The sequence below is a fragment of the Novosphingobium kaempferiae genome, from assembly GCF_021227995.1.
Lineage (GTDB): Bacteria > Pseudomonadota > Alphaproteobacteria > Sphingomonadales > Sphingomonadaceae > Novosphingobium > Novosphingobium kaempferiae.
This window is the reverse complement of record NZ_CP089301.1, coordinates 1,990,703-2,010,826: the sequence shown is the minus strand read 5'-3', so window position 1 is coordinate 2,010,826 and position 20,124 is coordinate 1,990,703. Positions and strand designations below refer to the sequence as shown.

At 63.7% G+C, this 20,124-nt stretch carries 14 protein-coding genes; 10 read left to right on the top strand and 4 right to left on the bottom strand.

Features of this window, described 5'->3' with window-relative positions; translation table 11 throughout:
* Positions 1 to 95 precede the first annotated feature (95 nt).
* Positions 96 to 2,462 carry a TonB-dependent siderophore receptor gene (locus LO787_RS09215; RefSeq protein ID WP_232495546.1) on the bottom strand — a complete coding sequence of 789 codons (2,367 nt, stop codon included), beginning with the start codon at positions 2,460 to 2,462 and terminating at the stop codon, positions 96 to 98.
* Between the two features lie 425 nt (positions 2,463 to 2,887).
* Here LO787_RS09215 and LO787_RS09210 point away from each other — a divergent pair, with 425 nt between their 5' ends.
* Genes LO787_RS09210 through LO787_RS09185 form a run of 6 tightly spaced genes read left to right on the top strand, consistent with a single transcriptional unit; the run spans position 2,888 to position 8,471 of the window.
* Positions 2,888 to 5,113 carry a TonB-dependent siderophore receptor gene (locus LO787_RS09210; RefSeq protein WP_232495545.1) on the top strand — a complete coding sequence of 742 codons (2,226 nt, stop codon included), beginning with the start codon at positions 2,888 to 2,890 and terminating at the stop codon, positions 5,111 to 5,113.
* Positions 5,110 to 5,940: an alpha/beta hydrolase gene (locus LO787_RS09205; protein WP_232495544.1), complete on the top strand. Its 831-nt coding sequence runs from the start codon at positions 5,110 to 5,112 to the stop codon at positions 5,938 to 5,940. Before LO787_RS09210 ends, LO787_RS09205 begins: the two co-directional genes overlap by 4 nt.
* The gene (locus LO787_RS09200; RefSeq protein WP_232495543.1) at positions 5,937 to 6,212 is read left to right on the top strand and encodes a hypothetical protein; all 276 of its coding nucleotides are present in this window, start codon (positions 5,937 to 5,939) and stop codon (positions 6,210 to 6,212) included. Before LO787_RS09205 ends, LO787_RS09200 begins: the two co-directional genes overlap by 4 nt.
* A complete protein-coding gene (locus LO787_RS09195) occupies positions 6,209 to 6,502 on the top strand; it encodes a hypothetical protein (protein ID WP_232495542.1) in 294 nt (97 codons plus the stop codon). Before LO787_RS09200 ends, LO787_RS09195 begins: the two co-directional genes overlap by 4 nt.
* Positions 6,499 to 8,103, top strand: coding sequence for a PepSY-associated TM helix domain-containing protein (locus LO787_RS09190; RefSeq protein WP_232495541.1), 1,605 nt, complete (start codon positions 6,499 to 6,501; stop codon positions 8,101 to 8,103). Before LO787_RS09195 ends, LO787_RS09190 begins: the two co-directional genes overlap by 4 nt.
* A 2-nt stretch (positions 8,104 to 8,105) precedes the next feature.
* Entirely contained in the window at positions 8,106 to 8,471 is a 366-nt protein-coding gene (locus tag LO787_RS09185) for a hypothetical protein (protein WP_232495540.1), read from the top strand.
* A gap of 269 nt (positions 8,472 to 8,740) precedes the next feature.
* On the opposite strand, the gene LO787_RS09180 is transcribed toward LO787_RS09185, so the two are convergent.
* A complete protein-coding gene (locus LO787_RS09180) occupies positions 8,741 to 9,754 on the bottom strand; it encodes a pyridoxamine 5'-phosphate oxidase family protein (protein WP_232495539.1) in 1,014 nt (337 codons plus the stop codon).
* Positions 9,755 to 9,915: 161 nt separating this feature from the next.
* Between LO787_RS09180 and LO787_RS09175 the strand changes: the two genes are divergently transcribed.
* The 4 genes from LO787_RS09175 (at position 9,916) to LO787_RS09160 (ending at position 16,125) form a co-directional block, all read left to right on the top strand.
* Entirely contained in the window at positions 9,916 to 12,051 is a 2,136-nt protein-coding gene (locus LO787_RS09175) for a TonB-dependent siderophore receptor (protein ID WP_232495538.1), read from the top strand.
* A gap of 400 nt (positions 12,052 to 12,451) precedes the next feature.
* Entirely contained in the window at positions 12,452 to 12,766 is a 315-nt protein-coding gene (locus LO787_RS09170; protein WP_232495537.1) for a hypothetical protein, read from the top strand.
* Positions 12,767 to 12,986: 220 nt separating this feature from the next.
* Complete coding sequence (locus LO787_RS09165; RefSeq protein WP_232495536.1) at positions 12,987 to 15,071, top strand: TonB-dependent receptor domain-containing protein; 2,085 nt, start codon at positions 12,987 to 12,989, stop codon at positions 15,069 to 15,071.
* A gap of 64 nt (positions 15,072 to 15,135) precedes the next feature.
* Complete coding sequence (locus LO787_RS09160; protein WP_232495535.1) at positions 15,136 to 16,125, top strand: siderophore ABC transporter substrate-binding protein; 990 nt, start codon at positions 15,136 to 15,138, stop codon at positions 16,123 to 16,125.
* A gap of 12 nt (positions 16,126 to 16,137) precedes the next feature.
* Here the strand turns inward: LO787_RS09160 and LO787_RS09155 are convergent, their stop codons facing one another.
* On the bottom strand, positions 16,138 to 17,424 hold the full coding sequence (locus LO787_RS09155; protein ID WP_232495534.1) for a class I SAM-dependent methyltransferase: 1,287 nt from the start codon (positions 17,422 to 17,424) through the stop codon (positions 16,138 to 16,140).
* 496 nt (positions 17,425 to 17,920) lie between these two features.
* The gene (locus LO787_RS09150; RefSeq protein WP_232495533.1) at positions 17,921 to 20,053 is read right to left on the bottom strand and encodes a TonB-dependent receptor; all 2,133 of its coding nucleotides are present in this window, start codon (positions 20,051 to 20,053) and stop codon (positions 17,921 to 17,923) included.
* Positions 20,054 to 20,124 lie beyond the last annotated feature (71 nt).

The window sequence follows — 20,124 nt, the reverse complement described above, 5'->3', positions numbered from 1 at the left end:
GCGTGGCTGTACGTTTCGCTGTGCCACTGCCATCGCTCGATCCCATCAAAAGGGGCAGCACGGCGGCCGCCCCTGCTTCCCGGCGTCGCCGATCCTCAGAACTGCGCGCGCACTGAGGCCACGAAGCTGCGCGGAGACCCGTAGTCGTGGACGTCCACGTCGGTGCGGTAGACCTTGTCGAAGAGGTTGTTGGCGTTGAGGGTCACCATGACCTGCTCGCTGATCGCATAGCGCACCATCGCGTTGACCACGGCGTAACTCTTCTGGGCGTAGCGATCGGCCCAGGCTTCCTCCATCCACGGAGAGTAGATCCGGCTCTGCCAGGTGACGCCGCCGCCGACGGTAAGCTGGCTGAGGGAGGCAGGCGTCCAGCTGGTGAAAAGCTTGACCATGTGCTCGGGCATCTCGCCGTTCAGGCGGGCACCGGCGCTGTCTCTGGTGCGAACCCGGGTGTAGCCGCCCTGGATGCTCCAGCCTTCGATCGGCTCGCCCGAGACTTCGACCTCCCAGCCCCGGCCCTTAGTGTCGTCCATCGCGACATAGGCCTGATCGCCGGTCGGTGTCAGGTTGGTACCGTCCTGCACCGCCAGATTGTCCTTCTTCACCTGGAAGACCGCGGCGCTGGCATTAAGGCGGCCGTCGAACCACTCGCCCTTGATGCCGGCCTCGATGTTCGATCCCGTTTCCGGATCCAGCAGACGGCCTTCGACATCGCGCGAGGACTGCGGATTGAAGATGCTGGTGTAGCTTGCATAGGCCGACAGGTTCGGCGTGACATCGAGGACCGCACCCACGTAAGGGGTGATCTCGTTCCTGTATTTGCGGTCGTCGTAGGCCGCTCCGGTCTCGTCGAGATCGCGCGTGCGCCAGTTGCTCCAGCGCAGGCCGCCCAGGATGGCCAGGGTCTCGGTCGCGCGCAACCGGGTGGCGACGTAGGCGCCGTACTGGCTGACCTTGGTGCCCCAGCCAAACCCGTAGAGAGACCCCCAGTCCGGTTCGGGGAATTGCCGGTTCCAGGTATAGACGTTCACCGTGCTGGCGAAACTCCTGTACCAGTCGGGGGTGTCCTCGTCCGTCCAGGACCCGTTGAAGCCGGCGACCAGCTCATGCCTGCGCCCGAACAGATAATACGCGCCGTCCAGCTTGGCTCCGACCGAATCCACCTTGTTCGTGATCCGATAGCTGCGCAGATGCAGCGCTGTGAAGCCATCGGCATCGGGCAGATCGGCCGCCAGGCCGAAATATTGCTGCGTTTTCACTTCGTTGTGATTGTAGACCAGCTTGGCCCGCCAATCCTCGTCGAAGTTGTGCTCGATCGCGGCGGTCACGCCGATGCGGCGGTCCCGGAAACGGCTCCATTCCGCTTGCGCATTGTCGCGGCGCCCGAACGGCGTCGGGTTGCCGTCCACATCCGTCAGTGCATAGCCCGTGTAGGGCCCCGCGCCGCCCCGGCCGTTGTTCCCCCCAAAGTCGAAGGAAAGGCTGGACAGCGTCCGGCTCGAAAGATCGGCCTCGATGATCCCGTAGCCGACGTACTTGCGATAATGATAGCCTTGCTTCCAGCTATCGCCGTCCTCGAAAGAACCGACAGCCCGTGCGCGCACGGTTCCCTGCGCGTTAAGCGGGCCGCCAAGATCGACCATGGCGTGCACCTGGTCCCAGCGTCCGTAACTGGCCAGGGCGATAGCCTGCAAGGTGTCGGTCGGACGCTTGCGGGTCAGCGCGACCGTCGCGGAAGGATCGCCCGCGCCGGTCAACAGGCCGGTGGCGCCGCGCACGACCGTGATGGAATCATAGACGTCGGTGTTGAGCGTTCCAAGGCCCTGAAGCGCGGCATAGCCGGCGACCGCCGATGTCGGGATGGGTACGCCGTCCAGCATGATGCTGGTGACGGCATAGCCGCGCGAATTGAGGCCGGCGTAGCCGCCGACCGAAGAGCCCCCAGGCTGGTAGAAAATCCCCGGAGCCTGCGCGAGCGCATCGCCCAGCGTGGTGATACCCTGCTGGTCCAGCCGTTCGCGCGTCAGGATGGTGATCGACTGCGGTGTCTCTCGCAAGGTCAGGCCAAGGCCCGTCGCGGCGGCGATCGGACCGGCCGAGGTGTAGGAGCGAGAGTGTTCGGTGAGCGCGGTGCCACTGACCGGACGATCGTAACCGCCCGTCGCCGTACCTTCACCCGCAACCCGCACCGGGCCAAGCTGGATGGCTCCATCGGCCGATTGCGGAGCAGCATCCAATGTGAAACCGTTGCCCCCCGTCTGCCTGAAGGCGAGGCCGGTTCCTGCCAGTATTCTCGACAGGCCCTCCGCAACGCCGGAACGGCCCTTCAGGCCCGGAGACGTGCGCCCCTGAACTTCCGCTGCGTCGTAACGGATCTGTGTCCCACTCTGTCGCGCAAAGCTGTCGATAGCATCCTTGAGCGGACCGCCTGCGATGTCATAGCTGCGGTCGGCTTGCGCCATCGCAGTACTTGGAAGCGCAATCGCGGCTGTCGCCAATCCTGTAGTCAGCAGCAACGGACCCATGCCGCGTGCGAGCGACCGCCCACGGGCCATGCGTTGGAACAGATGCATCGGTTACTCGCCCCCTTATTGCCACACCGTAAGCGCTATTGCGAATCGTTAGCGATATAAGCGTTAAGGGTCAGGTTTTGTAAAGGCAGTATTCGATGGGCCGAGACCACCACATTGCAAGATTTGAATAGTAAACCTGGGTCCGCAGCAGATCGCCGCTTCTCCTCTCTATTCCTGCAATGGTGCCACACCTATGTCGGCTTTAACCCGCTGTCGAAACGGCTCGCCGGTCCCACCTCATCGGCGAAAGGGTTGCTAATGCGACTAATTCGCACTACCGGACTTGTTGCGACGCACAAGTCATGAGGGAATTCATGCGCACCACCTCCACCGCTCTGGCGATCGTCATGGGCTGCTACGCGGGACATGCGATGGCTCAGGTTGCGCCGGACGCGGCGCCTGCTGGGCGCGAAATCATTGTCACGGCCACCGGTCAATCGTCGGCCACGTCGACGACGAAGACAAACACCCCGATCATTGAATCGCCCCAATCCATCTCGATCGTCAGCCGCGAGGAAATGGACCTGCGCGCGTCTCCTACCATCGCCGATGCGCTCGCATACACGGCGGGTGTGCAATCCGAGGCCTTCGGCATCGACAGTCGCGTGGATGAAGTCTCCGTACGCGGCTTCGGAGCGGGCGGGTTCTCATCCAACAACAATTTCGTCGACGGGCTGCGCCTGCCGTCGGGCGGGCAATGGACGCGGCCGGGGTTCGATTCCTTTGCGCTCCAGCAGATCGAGGTGCTCAAGGGGCCGTCCGGTGCGCTCTATGGCCAGACGGCACCGGGCGGGGTGGTCAACGTCGTCAGCAAGCGACCGACCGACACGTTCCAGGCCCAGTTCATGCTACAGGCGATCGGCACGACCGACATGTCCAACTGGAATTACCAGGCCGCCGCCGATGTGTCCGGGCCGATCACCAGCACGCTGTCAGGCCGCGTGGTCGCCCTGTCGCGCTATGGCGACACCCAGGTGGACGACGTGAAGATTGGGCGACAGTACATCTCGCCGAGCCTCACCTGGAAGCCGGATGAAAACACCACCTGGACGGTGATGGGCCAGTACCAGCGCGATGATGGTGGCTCGACGTTCCAGTTTCTTCCGGCGCTCGGATCGCTGACGCGCAGCAACGGCAGATATATCGCGAACGACGCCAATATCGGCGAACCGGACTGGAACACCTTCGATCGCAACCAGTATCTCGCTGCCAGCTTCTTCGAGCACAAGTTCGGGGACAGCGGGCTGACGATCCGCAATAATACTCGCTACACGCATCTGGACACGCTCTACCGGGTGGTCGTGCTCTCCGGAAACACGCTGACGACCTGTCCGGCAACGATCGCAGGTTGCATCCCGGGCCAGACCGTGGCGCGACGCGCGGTGCAGGGTACAGGGGAAAGCGACGGCATCGCCACCGACACCCAGTTGCAGTACGAGTTCTCGACTGGCCCGCTCACGCATACACTGCTCGGCGGCTTCGATTACTTCCATACCGAGTGGGAACATTATCGCGATCTGGTGTCCGGTTCGCTCGTGCTGCCGGTGCTGGACATCTTTGATCCGGTTTCGCGTGGCTCGGCGGGCTTTGCGTCCAACATGACGCCGCAGATCTATACCGAGACGGTAAGCAGACAGGCCGGCGTCTACCTGCAGGACCAGATTGCCGTCGGACGTCTGCGCGTGACCGTGGGGGGACGCCACGACTGGGCGCGTGACCGGACCACAAATCCGATCACCGGCAGCACATATGTCAACAAGTCCGACGCCTTCACCTGGCGCGCCGGTGCGGTCTACCTGTTCGACAACGGCCTTGCGCCGTACGCTAGCTACGCGGAGAGCTTCCTGCCGCAAGTGGCCGATCCCTCGACCACGATCAACGGCACCGGGTTCGTGCCAACCACCGGACAGCAATACGAAGCGGGCCTGCGCTATCAGAGCGGCAGGAACATCTACCTCAGCCTTGGCGCCTACCAGATCACGCAGCAGAACATCGTCACCCCGGCGACGCTGGCGGACATGCCCGCTGGCAGTACCCAGGCCCAGTACCAGGCGCAGGCCTGCTACCCCAACTGCCAGGTGCAGACCGGAGAGGGGCGTATCCGCGGCATCGAATTCGAGGGCAAGGCATCGCTCCCCTGGGGCATGGCCGTCATCGCCACCACGACCAGGAGCTGGAGCAAGATCACCGAAACCAACACGGCAGCGCAACTGGGCAATCGGCTGCCACAGGTGCCGGCTTGGATGGCTTCGCTCTTCCTCGATCAGCGCATCACGGCAGGGCCCCTCGATGGGCTCGGTCTGGGGGGTGGTGTCCGCTACACCGGCAGGAGCGTCGGCGAGAACGCCAATACGCTGGAGATCCCGGACTATGCGCTGTTCGACCTGTTCGTGCGCTATGACTTCGGCAACGGCATGGTCGCCTCCATCAACGGCCGCAACATCGCCGACAAGCGCTACGTGGCGACCTGTACCGCAGTTTCGGCCTGCTACTACGGGCAGGGGCGCAGCCTGACCGCGCGTCTGGACATGCGCTGGTGAGGCGACTGCGCGCACTGCTCGCGATTGTTGCGCTGATGGGAGCGGGGCCGCTTGCCGCCGCGCCCTGGCAGCTTGAACGATCGGACGTCGAGACGGTGGCAGCGGTGGACGGTCATGCCTATCGGGTGATGGTCGCATGGCCCGAAGGAGAGCCGCCCACAGCCGGCTGGCCGGTGCTCTGGCTGCTCGATGGCGAGGACAACTTCGCCATTGCCGCCGTCACGGCGCGCAGGCTGGAGCGCGCCGGCGCCCGCTCCGGCATCCAGCCGGGCGTGATCGTGGCGATCGAAAGCGGCGGGCTGGCGCGCCGGGTGCTCGATTACACGCCGTCCGCGCCGGGTTATGCGATACCCAAAGGCATGCCCGCGCATGGTTTGGCGGTCGGCGGCGGCGATGCGTTTCTCGATTTCGTCGATCGCAGCCTGCGCCCACGCATAGCCGGGCGCCTTCGCATCGATCCGCGTCGGCAGACGCTGATGGGGCACAGCTTCGGCGCGCTTCTGGCGCTCGATGCCATGTACGAAGGTCGTGCCTTTTCGCACATCGTCGCCGTCAGTCCCTCGCTCTGGTACGGCGATGGTGTGCTCCGCAAGGCCGAAGCGAAAGCGGCAGATGGCGCCGGAGCGGCGCTGCTCCTCGCCAGTGCACCGAGCGAGCGGACGGTAGCGGGTCTCTCGGGCACCGATGGCAAAGCGCTGGTCGACCGGTGGCGGGCAGGGGGTCGCGTGGGTCGTTACCTGTCCTTGCCGGGGCAGACCCATGGTTCGACGATGATGGCGGCGATGACCGCCGGGATCGCCGCGGCCTTCGGAAAGGAAGCGCAATGACGCTGTTCTGGGTCGGCGCGCTACTAGTCATGGCCGGATCGCTGGGGGTGTACCTGTCCTCGCCGAACCAGTCTTTGAGCCAGGCGGCGTTCTCGCGCCGTGCCGCCGGGTGGGGCGGCGGCGTGGTCATGCTGGCGGGGCAGGCGGTCCTGCTGGGCTGGGCCGGGCCTGCGACGGCAGTGTTCATCGCGCTCACGGCAGCCTCGCTGGTCTGGAGCATCGTCCCGCTGCTCGCGCTGTGGCTGCGCATGCGCGCGGAGGCCGGACGATGAGCGCCCCTCAGCTGACGAGCCGCGACTGGCTCGGCAAGGCAAGCGCAGGTTTGATCCTGGGGTTCGTGCTGGCACTCGGCCTCAGCGGGTTGATCGCCTGGTCGATCGGGGTGAGCGACACCTTCTTCTCGACCCGCGGGCAACTGGCGATGTGGTCGATGTCGCCGGTCTGGTGCCTGATCCTCAGCCTGTGCTTCCTCTTCCGCTCGGGAGGGCGGGCATGGGGCGTGCTGGGACTGGCCAGCGTGATCGTCTGGGCAAGTGTCTATGCGGCGGGCATGCTCGGATGAAAGTGCGCACCGACATCGTGCGGATGTACAAGGACATCCACGGCTGGGTCGGCATCATCTCGGGCCTCGCGCTTTTCGTCGCCTTCTATGCGGGCGCGATCACGATGTTCGAGGAACAGCTGCAACGCTGGGCTTCGCCGCCCACGTCGCTGGCTGCGCCGGTCTCTCTCGAGCGAACCCCCGAACTGGTCCGCGCCGTGCTCGCAGCGCATCCGGAGGCAGCCAGGGGCTATCAGGTAAACCTGCAGGCCGGCCACGACAACCCCGCGCGGGTTAGCTGGCAAGCGGCGGGAGATGGCGGGGACGAACACGGCGCGCGCCGTACGTTCTATGCTGCATTGGGGACGGATGGAGAACTGCAGGTCGAAGAGCACGGACCTTCGCCGGTCGCGCAGTTCGTCGACGTGCTCCACCAGCAGGTCGGGCTGATGCTGGACCACGAGATCGCGATGCCGATCATGGGAGCGATTGCGCTGCTCTATGCGATCGCGCTGGTTTCGGGCGTGATCGTGCTGTTGCCCAGTCTCGTGAAGGATCTGTTCGCTCTGCGCGCCGGCAAGAACGTCAAGCGCATGTGGCTCGACGTGCACAACCTGCTGGGTGTGTTCAGCCTGCCGTTTCACATCGTGATGGCGCTGACCGCCGTGGTCTTCGCCTTCCATGACCAGTTCTACGACGCGCAGGAGGCGACGTTCGCGCAGGTGGAGGAGCGGCCGGCTGTGGCTGCCGCCGGACCTGCAGCGCAGACAGCGCGGCCGGTCGAGACGGCGTCTCCGGTTGCGGTGGTGCAGAGCCTGTCTCGCGAGGTGCCGGGCTTCGTTCCGGTGGCGCTCGCCTATGGCCAAGGCCGCGACGGGATGCCTTCGCTGCGGGCGATGGGACGTGATCCGCGCTATGGCCTGCGCGGGCCGACCTATACAGTCGCGGCGCTCGATCCTGCGTCGGGGGCAGTCAGGGACCGGGATTATCTAGGCGGACAGCAGGACGGATGGGGTGCGACCGTCACCAGCTTCTTTGCACTCCATTTCGGCAGCTTTGGTGGCACCGGCGTACGATGGGCCTATTTCGTGCTGGGCCTGGGCGGCGCGTTCCTCTTCTACACCGGCAACCTCTTATGGGTGGAAAGCCGGCGCCGGCGGGAGCGCAAGGCGGGTGCGGTGACGCAGACCCGATCGACGCGGGTGCTTGGCGCCCTGACAGTAGGCGTCCCATTGGGTTGCATGGCGGGAATCTCGGTGACCTTGGCGGCAGCCAAGGTCATGGGGGCGAGCGCGACCGAAGGGAGGCACAGCCTGGTCTATCACGTGGTCTTTGCAGGCTTCGTGCTCTGGGCGCTGCTGCGCGGCAGCGCGCGAGGGGCGGTGGAGCTTCTGCCCGTCACCGCCCTCGCAATGCTGTCCATTCCCTTCGCGACGCTCCTCTTCGCGTCTGTGCATCCGGCCGAGATGGTGGTTGTCGATCTGATGGCCGGCACTGCTGCAGCGGCGCTGGTTCTGGCCTGGAATGCGACGCGCCGCCGTGTCGGCAACGGTCCGAGGGACAGCGTGTGGAGCGACCGGGGTCCAGCAGCACAGGATCGTGTGCGGGTAATGAAAGGGTAGTCATGGGCTATTCGAACCGTGCTCTGCATCGCCGGCCGCGTACCGAACAGGCCGTTCTTGGCATTTTGCGTGGGGAACGCAAAGCGCTGCGCAGTCCTGCCGAAATACAGGCATTTGATCAATTGGGTGCTCTGGCGGGTGCGAATGGAATTGCCATCTGCGACATAGGTACGGCTTATCTGGGGGATGGCGAACTTAGGCTGCTGTCGTGGCTCGCTGCGGCGCAGCGTCCCACAAAGGAAGTCGTCCCTCCGGACGATGTCCAACTGTATGCCGCGATCGCCGAATGTGCGAGCTTGCTGTTGGCATCGGGGATGCGTCTGTATCCGCTTACCCTCTATCGTCGTCATCTGACAGCCAATGCATGAAAATTGGCACAAGGTGGTCGCTCTGTCACTCGATGCAGCAGCGAGCCGACGGGATCGCGCAATAAGAAGGATTGCCGGGCCCGAAGCGTCCGGTCCGCAACCAGGCAAAACAATTGGGCAACTGAGCGATCGCGACGGCTCGCCTCGGCGGCAGCTGTCACGGTCGCCAAAGCTGCCGATGCTGAAGAGATCACCTCTCCTGCGATGACCACTGACGGCTACTGACGTAGCATCGAGTGTCGGGTTTCGGGTGCGGAAGTCTCTGGCCTTCAGTACAGATTGTCCTTGTAGTCCTTTTCCAGCCCCTTCTGCATCAGCGTGCTCATCCCCGGAACGGCAATGCTGGCGCGCGCCAGCGCGGCGGCCCAGCCTCGGTTCCTGTTGAGCTTGATATGCGCGAGGAAAAGCTTGGTCGGCTCGATGCCTTTCTCGGGCGTGACCGGCCAAAGTGCCGCACGCTTCAGGGCTGCACTTTCGCGCAGTTCGAGGCCGGCGATTTCGACGCCGATCGCCAGGGACGGGACTTTGCCCTGCACCGCAAAGCGTTCGCGAATGGCGGGATCGGTGGTGATACGTGCCTGTCCGTGGACTCGTGCGACGTTGGTGGAGCCCGGCACCAGCAACGCCAGCGCAACCCGTGGCTGTTCGATGATGTTGCGCAAGCTGTCCAACCGGCGGTTCCCGGGGCGATCGGCGAACCACAGGGTGCGGTGCTCCAGTTGGACCATGCCCCCCGCCGGATCGCCCTTGGGGCTGAGGTCGGCCCAGCCCCGCGCGCTCATCGACGCGAGGGCGACGAAACGGACCGCATCGGTGAAGGGCGCCGCTTCGCGAGGCGTTTCCGCACCGGCCGCGTCCCAGAATCGGGAGCGGATCATGGCCTTTGCGCAATGGCCGTAGCATTCGCAGACCTCGATCTGCACCGCGCCGTCCTGCAGCCCCGATACCCGGCCATTGATGCGCAGCGTCTCGCCGACACCGGGCAGCAGGAACAGGGCGCCGACGTGTGCGCCGAGCACGGCCAGCGCGGGCTCGTCAAGCATGGCCAAAGGGATGCGCAATGTGCGTGCGTCTCCGTCCGCGTACCCGACGACGCATCCGGCCAGCGTCACCCTCAGGCCTTGCGCACTTCCAAAACCCAGGAAGGCCAGGGGAGAGCGTGAGAGCCAAGCAAGCGCGCCGGCATCGAGATGATCGATGACCTTGAGGTGCATCGCTGGTGGGGTCTGTCCCACCACGGCTTCCAGCGCTTCGATGGAGGCGATGTCGGTCGAACCGGTCATGCCGAAAGTCTCCCATTTTTCGAACGAAGGATCCGGGCCCACTGACATCCGCGCGGCAGCACAGCGGTGCCGGAGCATAGGGCGCAGAATAGGACCGCTGGCGCCATTATTGCAACTGATTATCATTATATGATACGAGCCAGCAAAATAGTGGGGGAATCATGAAGACATTCACGCTGCTGAGCCTTGCTGCATCTGTCATCGCCGTCGCTTCCAACGCGAGGGCACAGGACACCGAACCGGGCAATCAGGATCCGATCCTCGTCACCGGCACGCATCTGGAAGCACCGGTAGTGGCGGGGAAGACCGCCATCCCCATGCTGGAAACGCCGCAGGCCATCTCTGTCGTTTCCGCCAACGACATCGAAGCGCGCGGTGTCACCCGCCTCTCGGAAGCGCTGCGTACGGTCGCGGGTGTCTCTCGCAGCACGACATACGGATTCTATGATGCCTACACGATCCGCGGCTTCGATGCGGCCTATGGCAGCGTCTATCTCGACGGTCTGGTCAACGAGGCCGGCGTGGGCTTCAATCAGGAACTCTCGGCGGTGGAACAGGTCGAGGTGCTCAAGGGGCCTTCGTCCATGCTGTTTGGGCAGGCGCCGTTGGGCGGCCTCATCAATCTGGTCAGCAAGCGCCCGCGCGAGGATGCGTTTCTAAAGGTTACGGCTTCGACCGGTTCGTGGAACCTGGTGGAAAGCACGGTCGATGCCAATGCGCCGCTGAATGCCGCTGGCACCTTGCTGGGGCGGATCAACCTCACCTATCGGGATGCCGACAGCTTCGTGCGCAATGCCGGCATCAACCGCATCTTCGTGGCGCCTGCGATCACCTGGCGGCCGGGGCCGGATACGACCCTGACGGTGCTGGGCCGCTACCAGCGCGACCATGACAGTCCGATCTCGCCCATTCCCGCGTACGGCACCGTACTGCCGGGCCTCGTTTCCATCCCCGACGACTTCGCGATCAACAATGCGGGCAGCCAGCGCGTCGTCAACAATCGCGACCGGGTTCAGGCCGGCTATATCTTCGACCATCGCTTCAGCGAGGGGCTGAACTTCTCGCAAACCCTGCGGTACACGCGCCGCAAGGAATACTGGAACCGCTGGATGTTCGCGGCAGGCTTCATCGATGCGGACGGCAACTATTCCGATGAGCCGACCGACACCATCGGCCGCTATTTCTACGGGCCTTACAATGCCACGGACAAGGATTTCGCCGTAGACAGCCGTTTCACCGGGAAATTCCGCACCGGCGGCATCACGCACGAATGGCTGGGCGGCATCGACTATCGCCAGAGCCGCAGCACCTATTTCAGCGCCGGTGATTACGATTCCACGCATTTCCCGCTGAACATCGCCAATCCCGATTATGACGAAGTCTACGATACCAGCTTCGTGCAGGGCGCGCCCGGCGGCAGCAAGGCACACCAGACCGGGATCTACCTGCAGGATCACCTGAAGTTCGGAGATTTCGCCACCCTGACCATCGGTGGGCGTTACGACTGGGCGGAAGCATCCGGGCAGAAGGACGATGCCTTCAGCCCGCGCATCGGCGCCACTGTGAAACTGGCGACCGGCGTGAATGCCTACGCCAGCTGGTCGAAGTCGTTCCTGCCCCAGCTCTACAGCCAGCAGGTCGTGGGGTTTGATGCAGACGGCAATCCCATCGGCGCCCCGGTTCCGCCCGAGCGCGGCAAGAACATCGAACTGGGCGTCAAGTTCGCACCCGATGGCACGCGCCTCAGCGGCAGCCTCGCCATCTATCAGCTGACCCGGCAGAACGTCACAACGTCCGATCCCGTTTACCTGGATTTCTCGGTCGTTACCGGAGAGCAACGGGCGCGGGGCATCGAGGCGGAGATGCAATGGCAGCCGATCAGCGGCCTCAGCCTCAACCTTGCCTACACGTTCACCGATGCCAAGGTGACGAAAGACAACTTCTTCACCGTCGGCGCGCCGCTCTCCAACGTGCCCCGGCACAACATCGGAGCCTTCGCGCAGTACGAGGTGCAGGACGGCCCGCTCGCCGGGCTGGGCGCGACGCTGGGCGTGAGCTATAACGGCAGGCGCAATGGCGATATCTATTCGGTCAACCCGGACGGGTCGGTGCTGCTCTGGTTGCCGGCTTACGCACTGGTCGATGCGGGGCTTTCCTACAGGCGTGAAGGCTGGGGCCTGCAGCTGACCGTCGCCAACCTGTTCGACGAGCGCTACTTCCCCGACACGGGTGGTATCGACCGCGTGACCCCCGGCAATCCGCGCAACTGGAGACTGACGCTTTCACGCACGTTCTGAACACCAGGCTGCTGTGCGAAACATAGTGCCGATGGTCATTCATCGCTGCGGACACATTTGCATCGAGAATTGCTTATCGGCACGGTTGCGAATGATTCTCATTTGTTGAGAAATCGCCGATCCGCTTGAAAGATCAGCGGATGCGGCATCCGCTCGAAAGAAGGATCGATTTTGCGTTCCGACACCCTTTGGGTCGAGATTTAAGGCGCACACTGGGAGAGCTCTCACTGGCAACAATCGCCCGAGGATTGCCGCGACGAACGGCAATGGCGCTGAACGCTGTTCGTTTACCGAAGAGCGCGTCATCCGGATGCTGCGGGGAGATCAGACCGATGATCGAACGCCGGTCCTCTATGCTGCACAATTTGATCGGCTACGCGACTTGGCGTACCGCGCTGGCATGCGCGTCAATGTCCCGGGCACAATCTGGCTCGGCAATGACGAGCTGTTGCTGCTTTCCTGGCTGGCGCAGGCGCAGCAGGTTCTGGGCTACACGAAGTCATTTCACAGCGACGCCACGCTGACGCTCGCAGTCGTTCACTCCGCTGGCACCCTCAACGCGCTGGGCATTCAACTGCCGCCGCTTACCCTCCAGCATGCGACGTTGGTTGAGGAAGCTGAATTACTTTCCCGCCGCGAGCGGCGCGTGCGACGGTGGCTGCTATCCCGCGTTCGAAATCCGGAGCCTGCCAGTCCCGTTGGGGCCAAATGCTGAGTATCGAATAAGGGAAAGCACCGAGGGCTCGATGAATTGTCGATATTCATTTTTGATCGTTGCCACATAACAAGCTTCTACATAGTGGCTGCGATCAATTCGCATTAGCAACTTTCAGGGCTGAGAGCTGAACTGTCCTTGGGAGGGGCAGTGGCCGAGTTTCATGTCGCTCCATCAGAGCGACATGAAATGTCGCGCCTTTTTTAAACGGGGGATTACATTGACAGGATTTCGCAAGCGTATTCTCGCTACAACTTCGCTCGCCAGCGTTCTGGCCATGCCACAGCTCGTCGCTGCCGCCGAGGCTGATGCCCAGGCAGGCAGTTCCTATTCCCGCGTCGGGGACATTCCTTCGGATATCGTCGTTTCGGCGACGGGTTACGAACTCAACGTGCAGGACGCGCCTGCGACGATCTCGGTGATCACTGCCGACGAGATCAAGCAGCGGTCCTACACCGACATCACAGACGTTCTGATGAACGTGCCTGGCGTCCACATTCAGGGCGGCGGTGTTGAACAGTCGGTCATGATCCGCGGCATGAGCTCGGACTACACGCTGTTTCTCGTCGACGGCAAGCGCATGCAGGACAACCAAGCCTTCGGTCTGAACGGGCAGCAGGCGGGTACGCCGATCAACTTCCTGCCGCCACTGGACTCGATCGAACGCATCGAGGTCATTCGCGGTCCCGCATCCTCGCTTTACGGATCCGATGCCATCGGCGGTGTCATCAACGTCATCACCAAGAAGGTGATGAACGACTTCGGTGGCAGCTTCACGACGGAATACATCAAGTCCGGTCCGGGCAATGACGTGACGAATGACGGCGTCAATGCCAGCCTTGCCCTCAACATCCCGATGATCAGGGATCGCCTGTCGCTGCAGGTCACCGGCGGGCTGCGCTATCAGGACGAAGCCGATTTCGTCGGCGGGGACGATAGCGCGGCAGCCGACCCCGAGTTCAAACGCAAGAATATCGCCGCCAAGCTCAGCTTCCGCCTTGACGACGCGAATACTTTCACTGCGGGCGCGGGCCACACGATCCAGGAGCGCACCGCCAATCCCGGAAAGAGCCTGGCCGAAGGTGAGGACGCGACGTACACCAAGACGCTGCGCGATAACTTCTTCGTCACGCACGAGGGTGACTTCGGCAATCTGGTGTGGAACAGCTACGTCACTTACGACACTTCCAAGAACCCGACCCGCGTGAACGCAACGACGGGCAACGGCATCGACTTCGACACCCTCGTCGCCAACACGCAGGCCGCGCTGCAGTTGTCTCGCCACAAGGTCGTGGGCGGGATCAACTACTTTCATGAGAAGCTTCAGGACGGTGCCACCAACGGCCTCAACCTGCCAGGCTTCGTGGTTCCCACCGACGTCGTCACGATGGACCGCAAGCAGTACGCGGCGTTCCTCGAAGACAACTGGGAAATCGTCGATGACCTCTCGCTGCTGCTCAGCGGTCGCGTCGACCACAGCGAGAACTTCGGCACGCGCTTCAGCCCTAAGGCTTACGCAGTGTTCAACATGACTGACAGTTTCACCATCAAGGGCGGCATCACGTCGGGTTACAAGGTGCCCAGCCTGCGGTCGGCCGCAACCGACTTCGGCTCGACCTCGATGGGCGGCGTGATCATCGGCAATCCGGACCTCAAGCCGGAAAAGACGATGAACTACGAGGCAGGCGTCAGCTACGTGAACAAGGGCGCGGGCATCTCTGCCAGCCTGACCGCATACCAGAGCGACTTCAAGGACAAGCTCCTGCGCACCGGCCGCATCTGCGCGCAGAACGTGGTCTGCGAATATGGCGGCGTCACCTATCCGGCGCACCAGTTCGGCTACACCACCTATGAGAACGTCGATACGGCGCGGCTCCGGGGCGTGGAGTGGACGGTCGACTGGAACGTCATGAATGGCCTGCGCTACCGCCACAGCTACACATATTCCGAGACCGAGCAGACCTCGGGCACGAACAAGGGCAAGCCGCTCAACGACATCCCCGAGCACATGTTCAACGCTTCGCTGGACTGGAAGGCGAGCCGCAACTTCAACCTCTGGGGCCAGCTGAACTATCGCGGCAAGACCTCGGGCCGCACAACCAATTCGAGCGGTTCGGGAACCAACGATTTCCGTTATCCGCCCTACACGTTCTACAACCTTGGCGTCGTCATCAAGCCAAAGCGCGACTTGCGACTGAATGTAGGCGTCTACAACCTCACCAACAAGAAAGTCACGGCGGAAGAGGGCTATGCCTACGTCCTCGACGGTCGCCGCTTCAGCGCCTCGTTGAGCGTCGATTTCTAAAAACCTGAGCCCCGGTTCCGCCAAGCGAAAGGCAGTTGCCATGCCGATTTCCAGAACGACCATCATGAAGTCCGCTGCGGCCATGCTCATCGGCATGGCCTGCGTCTCCGCTCCCGCGATGGGCCCCGCCATGGGCAAGGACATCGCCATCGCTCACGCCAAGGGCGAGACGGTGCTCAAATCCGTACCGCAAAAAGTGGCGGTCTACGATCTCGCCACGCTCGACATTCTCCATGCGCTGCAGGTGGATGCCGTTGCCGGCGTGCCCAAAGGCGCTGAGGGCAAGGGCAATTTCCCGCCGCACATCGCGGGCTTCGGCGATGCGAAGTACAGCAACGTCGGTACGCTGTTCGAGCCGGACCTCGCCGCTCTGCGCACACTCCAGCCTGACCTGATCGTGATCGGCGGGCGCTCGGCGAAGAAGTACGACGAAGTCGCCGCGATCGGACCGACGATCGACATGTCCTCCTCGGACAAGGACCTGGCCGCGACCGCGATCGCCAGTACGCGCAAGCTGGGCACGCTGTTCGGCGTCTCCGATCGCGCTGATGCCAGCGTCGCCCGGTTCGAGGCCGTGCTCGCGCAGTTGCGTGCGCAGGCCGCCGGGGCGGGCACGGGGTTGGTCCTGTTCGCTGCCGGGCAGGGTGTCATGGTCCATGCTCCGGGTGATCGGTTCGGCCATGTCTACGACTTCGTTGGCATTCGCCCTGCCGTCGCGCCTGCTGCGCCTGCACCTTCCGGTCCGCGTCCTGTCGCCGGTTCTCCCGAGGCCGCGGCCGCGCGCAAGCTCCAGCAGGAGACTCTGGTCAAGGCGCTCGGAAGCGAGCCGAACTGGCTTTTCGTGATCGACCGCAATGCCGCGACCGGCAACAAGCCGAGCACGATCGCACAAACGCTCGGTGCCGATGCGCGAGTGTCCGCCACCAAGGCCTGGAAGGCCGGGCGCGTGGTCTATCTCGATCCCAAGACGTGGTATCTTGTCGGCGCGGGCATCGATGCCCTGTCGCAGAGCGCGGTCGATACCACAGCGGTACTCAAGGCCGGCGCCGGCTGACCTTCCGGCCGATCAGGGTGCAACGGCAGTAGCGCAGTCCGGGAGGACGGTGAGTGCGATGCCGTTGCTCTCGAACCACTGCGAGAGGGCTTGGGCGCGGACCTGTGCCGAGGGCGGCACATACATCGCCGGATGCGCAAGCCCCTGCATCATGAGCAATTGCAGCGACTGCAGCAGCATCCCGGCATTGCCCGAGAACACCGGCAGGGCAAGCAGTTCTTCCCAGCTCGCCGGCCCCGAGGCGAGGCGCTCGAGCAGCGACGTGAACACCGCTTCCGGTCCGGTGATCGGGCCGATCGGCGTCGTGAACGTAACCGGTCCCTTGGCCGGAGCGCCGGGGAGCAGGCGGAACCGCGCGCCGCGCAGGCCTTCGAGCATCGCCTGTGCGCCAGGCGCCGCTGCGTCCCGCTGGAACATATCCATGCGCTGATGCGCGCCCCTTGCCATGTCCTTGAGCGTTTCCGCCAGTGCGGGCACGGCGGTTCGCCGGACGATGTCCTGTAGTCTGCCGGGGATCGACAGCGACAGGTCCAGATTGTTGAACACGTCCGCGCTACCCAGGAACGCGAGGCCCGTCTCTGCCACTTGCTGATGGACGTCCACCGAATGCTGCGGCGTCCAGTGGTCGGTGAGGAATTCGTGGGCCAGATCGGCGGGCTCACGCCGCGCCAGATTGGCAACATGCACCAGCATCGCCGGCTTGTCCGCGTATAGGCCGCCCTGCAGCAATTGCTGCACCAGCATCATGCCCGTCTGCGCCTTGCGCGGCGACGGGCCGGGCATGTGGTGCGCGCAGAGGTTGAGCAGGTGCTGCAACGGCAACATCTCGGTCGAGCCAGGGTGGCACATGTAGTGCAGATAGAACAGTCCGCCCGGCTTCAACGCCTGCGATACGCAGTCGAGCAGCGCCGCGCGGTGTTCGGGCGCGATCCACGACCAGGCGCCGTGGCTGGTAACGAAATCGAAAGTACGTTCGTTGGCCTTCGCGAAAGTCGAGAAGTCGGCGTGCACGAACTCTACATTGTCGAGCCCGCAATGCTCCGCCGCCGCATGGGCGAAGGCGAGGTGGTCCGCGTTGAAATCGACGCCGACGAACTGCGCCTGCGGATGGCACGCGGCCGATACCAGCAGGTTGATGCCAACGCCACAGCCCAGTTCGCACAGGACGAAGGGCATGTGCGGCATGGGCGCCGTGACGCCGAGAAGACTGGCCACCGTAGTCAGCCAGAGCGGCTGCATTTCCTTGTAAAAAAATGCCGGATAGCGAACATCGCTGATGTAACCGTCAGTCCAAGTCATTCAATGTCCACGATGGTGCCTCGTATCCTTGCCCTAAGGGCTGCACCAGGTGGCCTCAATAGCCAACGGCGAGATGGTCGAAAAAGTTAGAATGGCGGCATGCTGCGCAGCAAGCACAAGACGACACGAAAGCGCTCGGGCGCCTGTCACATCCCCGAGCTATTCGAGCGCTTTGGCCTCGTTCGCCTGGCGGACTTAGCGGTCGCCCGCCGTCGTTGAAGGCGTGATGTCTTACATGGGAGCCGGCTGCGGCAGATCTGCACGTCCAGTTCGATGAGCAGGGAGTGGAAATTGATCGTCTGGCAAGTCGTGCAGGCCTGCCGCACGACGTCGCGTCACTTCATACTCTGCCGGAAGCAGATATGTTGCTATCGCTCTAAAATCGCTTCCACCAACGGCCTGCCTTCCTCATGACGGTGCACGCGGCGTTCATGATGCGATGATGCTGGCATTTCGCGGTTTCGGGGCGGCCTGAACGCCGCCCCGATCCTTGCCGTCAGAAGCTGACCCGAGCGCTGACACGGATATCGCGACCGGCGAGCATCGAGTAGTCTTTGAGGAACGACGACGCGCGACGAGCGGCAACATCGAAGATGTTGTTGGCCGAAAGCGCGAAGCTGAGCGGTCGCTCGTCGCCCCAGGGACGGATGTTCACTTCCGCGTTCACCATGGTGTAGCCAGGGGTCGGAGTCTCGAATTCGGACGTGCGGTCCTGCCTGGTGACGCGCTCCACTTCGCCGCGGATGTCGAACATGGGTGCCTGATAGCTCAGGCCGCCGAGCACACGCAGCGGCGGGATCCGCGGCGCGGGGCCGACGTTCCTGACTTGCGCATGGACGTAGTCGCCAAGCGCGTCCGCCACCACCTTGGCGTCGCCGAAGCGGGCTAGGGTGAGCGAGCCCTGTGCCTCGAAACCGTAGTAGCGCGCGTCGGCCTGACGGAACTGGTAAACGGGCAGGCCGTCCTCCTCCGCGCCGGTCAGATCCTCGTAGATGAAGTTCGAGAACCAGGTGTGATAGGCCGATGCCTCGAAGGTGTAGTTCTCGCCGCTGCCGCGCAGGATTGCCTCGATGCTGTTGGCCTTTTCCAGCTTGAAGTCCGGATTGCCGACCTCGAATGCCTGCGTGCCTGCGTGCGCACCGTTGGCGAAGATCTCCTCGCCGGACGGCGCGCGCTCTGTGTGCGACAGGTTGAGGCCGACGCGCCAGTTGTCGTTCAGGCCATAGGAGCCGCCGATCGAGCCGGAGAACGCATCGTAGCTGCGGCTGCCGTCGAAGAACTGCTCCTGATCGCTCAGCGGGCTGGCAGACAGGTGGGTATGCTCGTAGCGGCCGCCGGCTTCGAACTTGAGCGGGCCGTAGTCCAGCTGTTGCAGGGTGAACAGGCCGACCTGGGTGGTGGTATTCTTCGGCAGGAAGGCTTCTTCGCCGATGACGTTGAAGTCGCGGTTGTAAAGCTGCACGCCGGTGACGCCGTGCCACGCACCGTGCTTCGCCTGCGTGAATTCGAGACGGCCCTCCATCCCCTTGTTGTAGAACGCGGTGCCGACCGAGCCGTCTTCCTCGAGTTCTGCATGGGTATAGTCCGCATAGCCGAGGCGTAGCGATACCTTGTCGAGCACGTTGCCGTCGCCGTCGAGTTCGGCGCGCATGTCGATGCGGTCCTGCTTCATGCTGAGGCGGGGCGCTTCCTGCTCGTCGCCCTGCTGCGTGGCGAAGCGGATCGGTACGCCGTACAGGCTGTCGTAGTGGCTGTAGGACACCCCTATGTTGCCGCCGGTGCCGATGTAGGCAAGACCGGCGCCGGCGGTCCAGGTCTTTGCCGCCGAATTCGGCAGCTTGCCCTTGACCGCAGCATTGGCGGCGTAGTCGATCGCTTCCTCGCCATCCTCGGGCTCTTCGGCGGGCAGCAGGCTCGTCGCGATGGCCTGGTCGCGCAGTGCCGGGGTGAGGGCATGGCCGCCGATGCGCACGTTGTCGCTCTTGAGGTAGCTGCCATCGGCGTGGGCGACCCAGCCGCCATCAGGGCCGTTGCTTAGCGGCACGTCGATCGAGGCGGAGCCCGAGCGTTCATTGGCGGCCGAACCGTAAGTCCCCATCGCGTCGACATGGACCGGCTCGCTCGGCACTGCGGTGGGTATCCGCTTGTCGATGACGTTCACGACACCGCCGATCGCGGATGAGCCGTAAAGCAGGGACTGCGGCCCGCGCAGCACCTCGATGCGCTCGGCCAGCAACGGGTTTACGACGACTGCATGGTCAACCGAGGTGTTAGACACGTCGATCGAGCCGAGGCCGTTGGTCAGCACGCGTACGCGCTCCCCCTGCAGGCCGCGCAGTACCGGGCGCGACGCGCTGGGCCCGAAGGACGTGGCCGAGACGCCGGGTTCATGCTCCAGCGTCTCGCCGATCGAGGGCCGCATCGCCTGCGCCAGATCCTTGCCCTGAACGACCGCGACGCTGGACAGCATGTCCTGACGCCGGGTCGGCAGCACGCCGGTTACGATGATCTCGGAACCTGCGGACTGGTGGTACGTGTCTGTGGAGGCGTCGGGCGCGGACTGGGCATGGGAAACGACGGGAAGCGCCAGGACGCTCAGTGCGCAACCCGTGAGAAGCTGAAATTTCATGGACCTGATACCTTGGGAGGGATGGTGTAACATATCATGACTTACCCGTGCCGCCGGGACTCGGGAGGTCG

Coding starts and splice junctions, on each gene's coding strand:
- LO787_RS09210 (WP_232495545.1), top strand. CDS start 2,888: ATGCGCACCACCTCCACCGCTCTGGCGATCGTCATGGGCTGCTACGCG.
- LO787_RS09150 (WP_232495533.1), bottom strand. CDS start 20,053: ATGAAATTTCAGCTTCTCACGGGTTGCGCACTGAGCGTCCTGGCGCTT.
- LO787_RS09195 (WP_232495542.1), top strand. CDS start 6,209: ATGAGCGCCCCTCAGCTGACGAGCCGCGACTGGCTCGGCAAGGCAAGC.
- LO787_RS09200 (WP_232495543.1), top strand. CDS start 5,937: ATGACGCTGTTCTGGGTCGGCGCGCTACTAGTCATGGCCGGATCGCTG.
- LO787_RS09175 (WP_232495538.1), top strand. CDS start 9,916: ATGAAGACATTCACGCTGCTGAGCCTTGCTGCATCTGTCATCGCCGTC.
- LO787_RS09170 (WP_232495537.1), top strand. CDS start 12,452: ATGCGCGTCAATGTCCCGGGCACAATCTGGCTCGGCAATGACGAGCTG.
- LO787_RS09185 (WP_232495540.1), top strand. CDS start 8,106: ATGGGCTATTCGAACCGTGCTCTGCATCGCCGGCCGCGTACCGAACAG.
- LO787_RS09215 (WP_232495546.1), bottom strand. CDS start 2,462: ATGGCGCAAGCCGACCGCAGCTATGACATCGCAGGCGGTCCGCTCAAG.
- LO787_RS09160 (WP_232495535.1), top strand. CDS start 15,136: ATGAAGTCCGCTGCGGCCATGCTCATCGGCATGGCCTGCGTCTCCGCT.
- LO787_RS09190 (WP_232495541.1), top strand. CDS start 6,499: ATGAAAGTGCGCACCGACATCGTGCGGATGTACAAGGACATCCACGGC.
- LO787_RS09155 (WP_232495534.1), bottom strand. CDS start 17,424: ATGACTTGGACTGACGGTTACATCAGCGATGTTCGCTATCCGGCATTT.
- LO787_RS09180 (WP_232495539.1), bottom strand. CDS start 9,754: ATGACCGGTTCGACCGACATCGCCTCCATCGAAGCGCTGGAAGCCGTG.